This is a genomic window from Flavobacterium sp. GSA192 (assembly GCF_006386525.1).
GTDB classification, from domain to species: Bacteria; Bacteroidota; Bacteroidia; order Flavobacteriales; family Flavobacteriaceae; genus Flavobacterium; species Flavobacterium commune.
Map to the genome: position 1 here is coordinate 184,747 of NZ_VAHC01000004.1, position 12,475 is coordinate 197,221.

At 33.8% G+C, this 12,475-nt stretch carries 7 protein-coding genes; 1 reads left to right on the forward strand and 6 read right to left on the reverse strand.

Features of this window, described 5'->3' with window-relative positions:
- Positions 1–65: 65 nt before the first annotated feature.
- Both FDM27_RS09775 and FDM27_RS09780 read right to left on the reverse strand, forming a co-directional pair.
- The gene (locus FDM27_RS09775) at positions 66–929 is read right to left on the reverse strand and encodes a hypothetical protein (RefSeq protein ID WP_140486110.1); all 864 of its coding nucleotides are present in this window, start codon (positions 927–929) and stop codon (positions 66–68) included.
- Positions 930–1,188: 259 nt separating this feature from the next.
- A complete protein-coding gene (locus FDM27_RS09780; protein WP_255510515.1) occupies positions 1,189–2,175 on the reverse strand; it encodes a pectinesterase family protein in 987 nt (328 codons plus the stop codon).
- Positions 2,176–2,365: 190 nt separating this feature from the next.
- Here FDM27_RS09780 and FDM27_RS09785 point away from each other — a divergent pair, with 190 nt between their 5' ends.
- The gene (locus FDM27_RS09785) at positions 2,366–4,822 is read left to right on the forward strand and encodes a glycosyl hydrolase 115 family protein (RefSeq protein WP_140486111.1); all 2,457 of its coding nucleotides are present in this window, start codon (positions 2,366–2,368) and stop codon (positions 4,820–4,822) included.
- A gap of 169 nt (positions 4,823–4,991) precedes the next feature.
- Here FDM27_RS09785 and FDM27_RS09790 read toward each other — a convergent pair whose 3' ends face one another.
- From FDM27_RS09790 to FDM27_RS09805, 4 genes are all read right to left on the reverse strand, one after another.
- A complete protein-coding gene (locus FDM27_RS09790; protein WP_140486112.1) occupies positions 4,992–6,533 on the reverse strand; it encodes a rhamnogalacturonan acetylesterase in 1,542 nt (513 codons plus the stop codon).
- 187 nt (positions 6,534–6,720) lie between these two features.
- The gene (locus tag FDM27_RS09795) at positions 6,721–9,579 is read right to left on the reverse strand and encodes a glycoside hydrolase family 2 TIM barrel-domain containing protein (RefSeq protein WP_140486113.1); all 2,859 of its coding nucleotides are present in this window, start codon (positions 9,577–9,579) and stop codon (positions 6,721–6,723) included.
- Between the two features lie 17 nt (positions 9,580–9,596).
- Positions 9,597–10,955, reverse strand: coding sequence for a rhamnogalacturonan acetylesterase (locus FDM27_RS09800; protein ID WP_140486114.1), 1,359 nt, complete (start codon positions 10,953–10,955; stop codon positions 9,597–9,599).
- Between the two features lie 181 nt (positions 10,956–11,136).
- Positions 11,137–12,213, reverse strand: a complete 1,077-nt coding sequence (locus FDM27_RS09805; RefSeq protein ID WP_394332095.1) for a GntR family transcriptional regulator — start codon at positions 12,211–12,213, stop codon at positions 11,137–11,139.
- Between the last annotated feature and the right edge of the window lie 262 nt (positions 12,214–12,475).

The window sequence follows — 12,475 nt, forward strand, 5'->3', positions numbered from 1 at the left end:
TTAAATAACTCTTTTAAAAGACAAGAATATTTGATTTATCTTTCATCAAAACAAACGTTATCTAATTATAAATCCGTTCCTGTATATGAGTTTTCAACTAAAGAGGCTGTATTAAACATCTCTTTCTCTATATCTAAGTTTTCTCTTAAAAAACTAAAGATCTTTACAAATTCGTTTATCGAATTATATAATACGTCAAGAGTGAAAAAATCAATATGTTTATTTTTTTCAAATTTAAATGTTCCAATTGACAATTTAAATTCATAGTTTTTCATTGGTCTACTATTAGTATGTAATGAGTTTCTAAGAATATTAAAAAATTGAAGGAAATCTCTAATTTCTTTTACCTTCTTTTTTTGGTTTTTATCCAACGTGAGAAAATTTAAAATATAATTATATTTATTATTGATACCTATGTAGTCAGATTTCAATTTTTCTTGAATACTTTGAATATCTTCATCAATAAGTTTTCCTTCAATAATTTTTTTAATTCTATTGAATGTTCCATTTTTATATTTTTCAATTTCACTTTCTGTAGCAATATTTTGATAAATAATATCAATTGAATCTTCAAAAACAATCCACAAAGAAAAAACTAAACCTACCTTTTTCATATCATGCCACGTTTTTAAATACGAAAAACTACAAAGAAAGCCTAAATTAGAAAACAATTCGTTTTCAATAGCACAAGGCAAATATTGAGCAATTGTTCCATTTCCAAGAGGGTCTTTTATTCTATTCATAAAAAAAGGGCCAATCATACCTAAATAGTAATCATTTATAACATTCATTACTTGTCTATAGTAAGTATTACGAACATCATCATGACTATATTTCTTATCTTCAGACAAAGGTCTACAACTTTCTTTAAGACTTATTATACTTTGTAAATGATTTAAAAATCTTAAATAATCTTCTTGGTCAATCATATTTATTGTTCTATATTTTTTAAATAGTAAATTAGTTAAAAATATTACAGCAAAGTTACTTAAATACTATCTGCTCGAAGTCTATTTAAAACGGAAATAAAAGATTAACAGATTGTTGTGAAAATGTCGGTCAAAACCAGCTCCCAGCTCCGCAAAGTTTGCAACTTTGCGGTAGTGATTATCGGTTTACAACCGATATTATGTCTGTCAGAGACAGATTAACGCATCCTCAAAGTCACAGACTTTGCGGAGCTAAAATTCATCGAATCGTTTTCCAAAAATCATCCTTAGGAAAGATATTTTTCAAGGTATATTTTGCAGCTTCTTTTTTAGTCAATTGATGCGACCAAGCCACTCTTTTATCAGTTTTTGCACCTTTTCCTTTGTTGTTGTATTCGGCGTAAAAAGCGGTTTTAGTCTTATCGGCAAATCGCTCATCTTTCCATGGATTCCATCCTTCAGCCAAAATATGGCTTCCTAAATTACAATTCATAAACACCGTTTTAGCATAAGGACGCCAGGGACGGCCTAAGAAAACCTTTGTCACATTGGCATCGGCAATCAGTACGCAATTCAGAAAAACATAACCAAATTGTTGATTTTCGGGAGTGGATGCCGCCGTTACATAAGAATCTTTTTTACTATTAATAATACAATTTTCAAAAACGGCTATTGCTGGACCAAAAATAAAATCAGTTGTCCCATCGATATAGCAATTTTCATAATATTGATAATAACCATCACCGTCAGTAAGCAAAGTATCCTGACAACCTAAAATTTTAGAATTTCTTATTATAAAACGATTACCTTTTGCACATAAAGAAACAGCCTGTCCTTTCTCACACCATGTATTTTCTATCGTTAAATTTTCTATTCGAACATCATCGGCACGAACCAAAAGGGTATATGAATCGGAAGTTCCTATATTTCGCTTCGAATTTGGATTCACCTTCCCCGAATAATCATCATAGGTAATAATCGTATTGTCTTTATTTTCTCCTACCAATTTCAATCCTGCTTTTGAAGATGGAATGACTAATTTTTCTTTGTAAATTCCTTTTTTGATATAAATCAAAACGGATTCCTTTTCAGTATTGGCAGCATCAATTGCCGCTTGAACGGTTTTGAAATCGCCACTTCCATCCTGAGTAACCGTTATCTTTTTATCCAAATCTTTTTTTAACTGCGCATCAATAGAAGCAACTGAAAAAACACAAAAAAACAATACTAAAATATACTTCATCATCTAAAAAAATTAATTATTCATCCTTTAAACCAAAAGGAATCGAAACCCAAAAATAAAGAAAAAAAACCCAGCTTTTAGTAATCGATTACATATTGTAAAAAATCACGAAATCACTTCATTATTAGGCGTTATTATCTTATTTTAGACGGCTATTAAATACCCTAACAAAACCAATCAAAACAAGCATTTAATGAAAAACAAAATTCAATATTCCTCTTTACTAATACTCTTTTTTACAAGCCATTTTTTTTGGGGTCAGGAAAACAAAAGCAGCTTTCTTATTGCTGATAAAAATAAAGTCAGCACTATTTACATCGATCAAAATGCTGATCAACTGGTGGTTTGGGCTGTCAATGAATTGGCAAACGACATTCAGGAAATCACAGGGCAAAAACCTAAAATTATAGCTTCTAAAAAAGCAACGAATGAAAAAGGAATTTACATTGGCCAAATCAATGAAACTGTCTTTAAAAATTATACGAAATCTAACTTAAAAGGGGCCTGGGAAAAATTTTCGATTGACCAGGACAAAAACAATTTGTACATTGTAGGGAGCGATGTGCGCGGAACGGTTTACGGGATTTTTGAAACTGCCGAAAGACTGGGGATTTCCCCTTGGAAATGGTGGGCTGATGTCAACAATATTAAAAAAGAAACATTAGTCCTAAACCTTCCTGCCGGAGGAATTACCGAAAGTCCTTCGGTGCAATTTCGAGGCATATTCTTAAATGATGAAGACTGGGGATTACAACCCTGGGCGGCTAAAACTTTCGAAAAAGAAACAAAAGATATTGGCCCTAAAACCTACGAAAAGATATTCCAATTATTATTGCGCCTGAAAGCCAATACCATTTGGCCGGCCATGCACGAATCGACCAAAGCTTTTTTTAAAATCGAAGGCAATAAAGAAATGGCTCAGAAATACCATATTCTATTGGGAACTTCACACGCCGAACCGATGTTGAGAAACAATGTGGACGAGTGGAAAAAAGAAACCATGGGTGCTTTTAATTATTTTACAAATAGCGAAAAAATAAACGATTACTGGCAAGGACGCTTAAATGAAGTTCGCGACAGCAAAGCAGAAGCAGTCTTCACACTGGGAATGCGTGGCGTTCATGACAGCCAAATGGAAGGTGCAAAAAATGCAGAAGAAGCCAAAAATATGGTTGAAAAAATCATCGTCAAACAACGCGAAATGCTGGCTTCGACATTTAAAAAACCTATTACTTCGATTCCTCAAGTTATGATTCCGTATAAAGAAGTTTTAGAACAATACAATAAAGGACTAAAAGTTCCTGAAGATATTACCCTGATGTGGACCGATGACAACTATGGCTACATCAGACGAATTAGCGACGAAAAAGAACAAAAAAGAATTGGCGGTGGCGGTATTTATTACCATTTAAGTTACTGGGGAAGACCTCATGATTATCTATGGTTATCGTCTATGCAGCCGGGTTTAATTTGGTCAGAAATGTCTAAGGCTTACGCCAACGGAGACAAAAAAATGTGGATTGTGAATGTCGGCGACATCAAACCTACCGAATACGATTTGGAATTCTTCATGGACTTGGCTTGGGATATCAACTCCATAAAACCAGATGGAATTAACCAACATCTGAAAAACTGGGCAGCAAGAGAATTTAATGATGCCGTTGCCAATGATATTAGCAACGTCATGAGTGAATATTATAGATTAGCGATGTTGAGAAAACCGGAATTCATGGGCTGGAGCCAAACAGAACCAACAACCCAAATTAAACCTTCTGAATTTACGACTGCTGAAGCCAAACGAAGAATCCAGCTTTATGATCAATTAGTTGAAAAAGTAAATAGTTTATCTGCATCTATTCCTCAAGAACGAAAAGATGCCTGGTTTCAGTTGGTTGTTTATCCAGTAAAATCGGCAGCTTACATCAATCATAAATTTTTATATTGGCAATTATCATTAGAAACAAAAGATCCAGCAGAAAAAGAAAAATTCGAAAACTTATCGAAAGAAGGTTACCGTCAAATTGAAAAATTGACTCATTATTACAATAACGAAATGAGCAATGGAAAATGGAACAATATGATGAGTATGGCTCCACGAAAACTGCCTGTTTTTGATGCTATAAAATACGATAACCCAGTAAAAATTGAAGAAAAGAAAGAAGCAACAACTACTGAATTAATCGCGATTCAGGCAAACCATTTTTCGGCAAGTCAAGGGGTTAAAAATTACCAATGGAAAGCGATAGAAGGTTTTGGATACAGCAATGCTGCTATCACTCTTTTCCCTTTAAAAACAAGCTCTTTTGAATCCGAAAAACCTTCGGTAACTTATACTTTCGAAAGCAATAATACAGGTGAATATGAGATTGAAGTGCGTTTCATCCCAACACATGCTAATGATTCTAATCATCAAGCAACAGTTACATTCGATTCAAATACTAACAAAACATTCAAGTTGAACAGCTATGACAGAGACGCAACTTGGAAGGCAAATGTGTTGCGGAATGCAGCTATTATTAGCCTTCCTGTAAAAATAGAAAACACAGGAAAACACAGTATTAAAATCGAGGTAAATCAAACCGGAATTGTAATTGACCAATTAGCGATTTATCCTAAAGGACAAAAAAAATATGAGATACCATTTAAATAACGGTATCTCATATCTATAAAAAAGTCCGCAAGCGGACTAGTTAGCACACAGATAACACAGATTCAACTGACAAAAACGGATTTCTCTTAACTAAGAAAAATTCAATCTGTGATAATCTGCTAAAATCCGTTTCATCTGTGTGCCAATTTTTATCCTGATAGAAACTAATTTATTTATTCAACTGAACAGGAGGCAAATCATCTACCTCTTTTTTAGTTAAAACCAAATCTCTAATCTTACTTCCTTTTAAACTTCTCAACTCTTCAGCAGCGGTTTCAGCAACCGTATTAGCGCCTGCTCTACCGGTATGTGTATGATCTTTTGGATAAAATTCTTTTACTTTTTCCTGTCCTAAAGCTTCATATTTCTGAGCCACTTTTTGGCTTAAATTGATATAATCTACTTTTTCAGCCTCAGCCACTTGTTGTGACCATTTAATATAGGTTTGATCTCTTTGCTCTACTTTTCCATTTGGCCATTCGTTTCTTGGCGTTAAGCTCATCACAATTGGAGTTGCTCCTTTTTCTTTGGTTTCGCGAATGAATTTCTTCAAATACCAACCATAAGTATGAACCGTTTCCGTCAAACTATCTGCTCGATTTACTACTTGAGTTTCGTCACCAATTCCATTGATAGAACCTCTGAATTTTTCCCCATCAATTTTACCGGCATCATTATGTCCAAATTGAATAATAACAAAATCATTGGGCTGGATTTCTTGCTTTGTTTTATCCCAAAGTCCTTCAAAATCAAAAGTACGTGAACTTCTTCCTCCTCTTGCTTTGTTAACGATATTTACTCGGGTAGTGTCAAAATAACGTGGAGCCATTACTCCCCATCCTACTGCATTTTCATTGTTATTGTTCGCCATAGTCGAATCGCCAATCAGGAAAACATTAATTTTTCTAGGCAATTTGATTACTGGATTTTCTAAAATGTAATTCTTCAAAGGACTCGCAGATGCCTTTAATCCTTCGATTACTGAAGTGGCAGCCATCACAGCTCCTTTAGCCGATGGATGTGTATGGTCTTTTTTATAAAAATAAGTTCCTGTTACTTTGGCTTCGCCAAATTGCTCTAATTTCTTAGCCATTCTATCATTCAAATCGATGAAAACTACCTTCTCCTGATCCGCAATTTGTTTCGCCCATAATCCGTAAGAAGTATTATTTCTAGGCAATTTTCCATCTTTCCAGGTATTTCTTGGAATTGGCGACATCACAATAGGAATAGCTCCTTTTTCTTTAGCCTCTTTCACTACTTTACGGATGTACCAACCGTAAGTATGCACAATTTCGTGCTTTTTGGTAATCAAATTATCAATTTCCTCTGTCTTATCAGAAATTCCTTTTATGGTTCCTCTGGCTCTAATGGTATCATTAAGCGGGCCATCGTCATTATGCCCCCATTGGATTAAAACATAATCGCCTTTTTTCAGTTTTTTATAAACCGCATCCCATAATCCTAGGTTTTGATACGATCTGGAACTTGTTCCTCCCAGAGCATGATTCTCAACTGTAATTTTGTTAGAATCTAAAAACTGCCCGATGTAATCGCCCCAGCCCCAAAGACCACCAGCTCCATCGCCACGACCATTTTTAACTGTAGAATCGCCTACTGTGTACACTGTTATTTTTTGCTGTGCCTCAGCCTTAAATTGTGCTAAAAAAAGTGCTAATAAGGCAAATAGCATTAATTTATTAATCTTCATTTTTTATTATTTGTTGTTATATTTATTCTCTATTTTTTTAGCCACGAATGCACTAATTATTCCTTATAACTCTCTGTATGTTCAATTTTCAAAAACACATTTCGACTTTGTCGAAATTAATTAGTGTAATCTAAAATAAATACTTTAAAAATTCATTCGAGCATTCGTGGCAAAATAAATTATTATCTTATCTAAAATCGAACCATAAATTCATCTGAATTCCTTCGTCGCCACTTTTAATTCTAATACTCGCAGGCTGACTGTGTGGTCCATGGTGCTCAATAGGTTTAAAATCACGCATTGCCGGAATTTCATACATAAACGAAATATTTCCTTCAGGGAAAGCCGGTTGCGGATAAGCACCTTCAAAAGCATTTTTAGGTAAATCCGGTGTAAATAATCTTAAAAATACTTTCTCGGAAGCAGCAAACATTTTGAAACTATTATTTCCTTTGGCTTTCAAAGCTCCTGCGTAAAAATCAGCATGATAACCTTTAAACTCTGGCAAAATCATATTTTCAAAACTTTCTCCAGGAATAGTTTGGTTGTATTCTTTTTCCCAAATTCCATAAGTTGTTCCTTGAATTCTGTTTTTCCAAACATGATAAGGCCCTTTTCCAAACCATTTCATGCTCTCGACTCCTTCTTCAGGGAAATCAAAAGTGATACCAAAAGCATCTACTTTATCTTGGAAAAAAGCACCATCAAAACCATTGTTAGCTCCTGCATCTTTAAGTGCTAACATTTCCATTTTCAAACGACCATCGGCAGTCATTGTCCACTTGATTTTTTTGATTCCTCCAATATAATTCACCACACAAACGGCTGCATTATTTTCGATAGTAGTTTCAATACTTTTTACTTCAGCTATCATCCCAATTGGTGTTGGTCCATTAGTCAAAGGAACAATTCCGTTTTTGTTTTTAACCTCGGTAATTTTCCCGGTTTTTTTATCGAATGAAACCTGAACATCTTTACTAATCAATGAAACTGAAGCTGCCTCGTCTTTAATACTCACTTTTGCCTTGGTTTCTTTTTTCAACAAAAATTTCTCAGCAAAATAATCTCCTTTGTGAATGGTCCAGGTCCAGGTATAGATTTCTCTTCCGTGTTGGTCACGAGCAATAATTTCTACCCAGTCGCCTTCGAAAAAGTTAGCCCCAACAGGAATTTTTATTTTAGAAGTTTCCCCTGGTTCAATACTTGGAATTTCAATTTTTCCTTTATCTAAAATCGAATTTTCATTCTTAGCATATAAAGCGTCTTTATTAGCCTTAACCACTCGGTATTCCATTGTACAAGTATTCAGATTACTAAAAATATAATCATTACTTATAAAAAATGTACCATCAAACTTAGAAGTGATACTCAAAGGAGCAAATTGAATTGGTGCCCAAATTTCCTTAATCGCATAAAAACTTCCTTCTTTTTCACGGTGAGGCCCAAGAATTCCATCGGCAGCCAAAGAACCTTTCGAGTCAAATTGCTCTTTTCCTTTCCAATCAGATCTTTTCACTGCTTCGTCACAAAAAACCCAGATAAATCCACCGGCAAACAACGGACTTTCCTTAAAGTGATTCCAAAAATCTTCCAGTCCTGCTCCTCCTCCATTGTCATAAGTGGCGTGCATAAATTCTGTTGGAAAGAAAACATTTTCTCCCTTTACGAATCGGTGAATTCCGGTTTGATACGCTGGATAATGATGCGCATCCCAACCATCAAAATCTGACCAAGGGTGAATAACAATACGTTTTTGAGGATCTAAATCTCTAAAAACCTTGTCTACATTATAATTCCATCCGCCTTCGTTTCCATTATCCCAAATAATAACCGATGCATGATTGACATCTCGCGTTACCATTTCTGTTACTAATTTAGTTCCTGTCTCAGTATCATAAGAATTTTGCCAACCTGCTAATTCATCCAAAACAAAAATCCCTAATGAATCGCAAACTTGTAGAAAATGACTGTCCGCAGGATAATGGCCACGCACAGCATTCATATTCATATCTTTTAGCAAATTCACATCCATGATGCTCAAACGCTTGCTGGTACTTCTTCCAGACTCTGGCCAAATTTCATGTCGGTTAACTCCTTTCATGATAATCTTCTTTCCATTCACATAGATTCCGTCTTTTTTGATGAATTCTAAGGTTCTAAAACCAATACGTTCAGTAATTTCGTGAATGGTTTTCCCGTTTTGTTTCAATTCTAATTTTAGATTGTACAAATTAGGCGTTTCCGGACTCCACGGCTTGATATTTGGAAACTGCATGTTAATGACTTTTTTAGCTTCTTTAGCATTAACATCAAAAGTATGTGTTCCAATGATTTTATTATTTCCATCAGCCGAAATAGAAGCCGTAATCGAGCCTTTTTGAGAAATATTCTGAAGATCTAAATGTGCATTCAACGTTCCATCCATTTTAGCATCTACAGCAACATGAGCTATATTTTCTTTTGCCATGATTTCTAGCCAAACCGGGCGATAAATTCCTCCAAAAAGCCACCAATCGGCCTTTCTTTCAGCAGCATTTACTGAATTGTTAGCCGAATGTTTAGAAACATGTGCTTCTAAAACATTGTTTCCTCCATAATTCAACAAAGACGAAATATCATATTTGAATTCGTAAAAACCACCCTGATGAATGGGTCCTGCTGATTTTCCGTTAATTTTAACTTCTGTATCAGTCATGGCTGCGCCAAAAACAATATAAATGGTTTTGCCTTTATCTGAAGCCGAAATTTGGAATTCATGTTTATAGAAACCTTCTTCTTTACTTGGTTCCTTTTGGTTTAATTCTTTGTACCAACGGCCATAAGTATATTCGCCAAAACCTTCCAGTTCCCAGTTTGACGGCACATTAATTTTAGACCATTGCTTGCTGTTATTTCCAGCGGTACACATAAAATCCCATTTTACAGGATGTTCAAAATCTGTCCCTGAGAGGAACACTTTTTTAGTTTCTTGAGCATTTGCAGTTATTACACATAAAAACGGTAGAAATAATGCAAAGGCAGCTTGTAATGATTTTTTAAAAAACATAAAATTTGATTATAGAATTAGTTTCCGTCTGGTTTTACAATTTCAAAACGATTACTCATAGGCAGCGTCCATTTTGCGAAAGCATTCGGCTGATTAGGATTATATTGAGGCACTTCTTTTAAGAAATATTGAGCCAAAGGGCTGTTTAAATCACGAAGTCCTTTCATCACACAAAGTGCAATTTCATTGGCTCCAAAAGAATTGAAATGGGTGTTATCTTCTAATTTTTCTTTTTGCCCCGGAAAAGTATTCGCTGGATATTGAACAAATGCTTTTCTGGATGGTTCATCTCCCCAGCTTTCATAAAGTGTTGTAGTTAATTTTGTAATATCTACTAAAGGAACATTCATTTCCTGAGCTACTTTTCGCATGGCATCAGGATAATCCCCATGTGTTGGTTTTAAAGTTCCGTCGGCATTAAAAGCACGACGTTGAACCGGAGTTATCAAAATTGGAATTGCACCTTTGTCTCTGGCTGCTTGAACATATTCACGAATGGAAGCTGAATAGGAATCCCAAGGACCAATGCCCTCGCCTTTTTCTTTTTCATCATTATGAGCAAATTCAACAATTAAATAATCTCCCGGTTTGATAATAGACAAGACTTTTTTCAAACGCAAACTTGCCTTAAAAGAACGCAATGTAGCTCCGGAAACCGCATAATTTGCCACCACCACATTTTGGTCAAAATAATTGGTAATGAATTGCCCCCATGATGCCCAGGGCTCTAAATCCTGATCGGTTACTGTAGAATCTCCAGCCAGATAAACTGTTTTAACATTGGTTATTGGAGTAATACTAATACTTTTAATTTCAACTGTTCCCAGAAATTCCAAAGTCAATTTTTCATCCCAATTTAATTGTCCCAAATCCCTGTCTTTTAGTTGAATTTGCGATTTTTCATCAATTTTGGAAGTTCTCACATTTACATTAAAAACTTTAGTAGTCGTTTCTCCTTTTTTAAGTACTTGCTGGTCTAAAAACAATCTTCTGGATTCAGCTTTAATAGTAGTTGTAGTACTTTTAGTTTTACTGCCAAAAGTTACCGTAACCTGATAATTGCCTTCAGGAACTTTTACCGAAAAATAAGTAGGCGCTTCAATATTAAATGATTTTGAGTTCAGTTTAACGTTGCTCTCCGAATTAAAATCAAACCCATAACCTAAAGAAGCATCATAATTCATTACTTTATTAACAACGATAGCTTTTTTATCTTTTTTAATTTTCTTTCCAAAGTAAAAAACCTGCTTCCCGTCTATTTTCGAAATTGCTTTATTGTCTTCTATATCAATTGATTTAGCCAAAACAATGTTTGCATTTGAAACATTGAAACTACAAATCAATAACAACAAAACAATTTTATTTTTTAAAATCATAAAATTCGAGTTTTTATTAATAGCCGACTAAAGTATTATTTTCAATACAAATTAGTATCCTGCTCTGTTGGGGTATTAACAAAATCCTGTTTTTTTTTATTTGTAAAAAGGCTATTTACAAATAAAAAGCCTTGTAAATCTTAAAATTTACAAGGCTTTTTTTACTATTTCCTATCAAAATTTAAATTGAATTTCGATCTATAAAATTAAATGGATTTTTAATTTTCCCGGATTCTTTATTCAAAATCATACTGGCAGCAGTGGCTCCCATCATTTTAAAATCGGTTGAAATTACGGTAATTCCAAGCAACTCTTTCAACGGTGTGTCGTTATATGAAATAACACCAATCTCCCTTCCTAATTCAAAATCCTTATCTCTGATTTGTTTTACTAAACTCACCAAATCAGATTCCTCTATGGTAATAAACAAATCACCTTTTTTCAATACAATATCATCATAAACTTCTCTAAGAACTTCATACTCCAATCCTGAATCGACACAAAAACGTTTAAAACCGTTTAAAATTCGTCTTGGATAAGGATAAACAGAACTTTCGGGATAAATTAAAATTAGTTTATTGTATCTTGAAATTTTTGCTAAACCTTGTTTCAAAGCACCATAAATATCATTTTCATAATCCTGACAAACTTCGATTACTGAGTCTTCTATACCTTTGTTATTGTCTAAAATAACTAATTTCTCTTTCGGAATTTTATTGATTGCCTGTAGCACCCCTTCACCCGAACTAAAATGAGTTAAATCATCTGATTTAAAATGAGGCATAATTACATAATAATCATAACCCCCAAGGTATTTATCAATAAGATTTAAAAACAGCGTCTGATCACAATGATAAATATGTAAATCGGTTTGAGAATTCCCTCCAATACTATTAATAAAGGAATTATAAATTCTCATTTTATAGGAACTCAATTTATTAATCAGGAAAAGAACATTAACTTTTGCAATTAATTTGGTACGGGTAACATAATAGCCTTTTCCTCTGATGGGAGTAATAATTTTTCTTTTCTTTAAAATATTATAGGCTTTTTCAACTGTATCTCTGGAAAGATAAAATTCCTCACTCAGCATATTGATAGAAGGTAACTTTTGATCCATCTGCAATTTGCCTGTAGAAATATTATTAATTATCGAATCTACAATTTGTTTGTATTTTGGGATTCTCGAATTTTCACTTAAACTTATTGTAAAGGAAACTCCTTCATCAACCATTTCTTTTGTCAAAAACTTTTCCATTTTACTTCTAAATTATATTTCTATTTCTTTACAACACCTAAAAATCCTTTGCATTATTCTTTGCTAAAAAAAAGCAATAATCCCAAATAAAAACTTGTAATCGATTACCAAATATAAAAAATTATTTCACTATAAAAATAAAAAGACTCGAAATAAAACAAAAAACACTAAATTATGAAAGAAAACATATCATATATGCAAAAACCCGACTGATTTAGCACAAACTAATCAATCGGGTTTATGGTATAAGATTAAAGTAAAA

Coding starts and splice junctions, on each gene's coding strand:
- FDM27_RS09775 (WP_140486110.1), bottom strand. CDS start 929: ATGATTGACCAAGAAGATTATTTAAGATTTTTAAATCATTTACAAAGT.
- FDM27_RS09780 (WP_255510515.1), bottom strand. CDS start 2,175: ATGATGAAGTATATTTTAGTATTGTTTTTTTGTGTTTTTTCAGTTGCT.
- FDM27_RS09785 (WP_140486111.1), top strand. CDS start 2,366: ATGAAAAACAAAATTCAATATTCCTCTTTACTAATACTCTTTTTTACA.
- FDM27_RS09790 (WP_140486112.1), bottom strand. CDS start 6,533: ATGAAGATTAATAAATTAATGCTATTTGCCTTATTAGCACTTTTTTTA.
- FDM27_RS09795 (WP_140486113.1), bottom strand. CDS start 9,579: ATGTTTTTTAAAAAATCATTACAAGCTGCCTTTGCATTATTTCTACCG.
- FDM27_RS09800 (WP_140486114.1), bottom strand. CDS start 10,955: ATGATTTTAAAAAATAAAATTGTTTTGTTGTTATTGATTTGTAGTTTC.
- FDM27_RS09805 (WP_394332095.1), bottom strand. CDS start 12,213: ATGGAAAAGTTTTTGACAAAAGAAATGGTTGATGAAGGAGTTTCCTTT.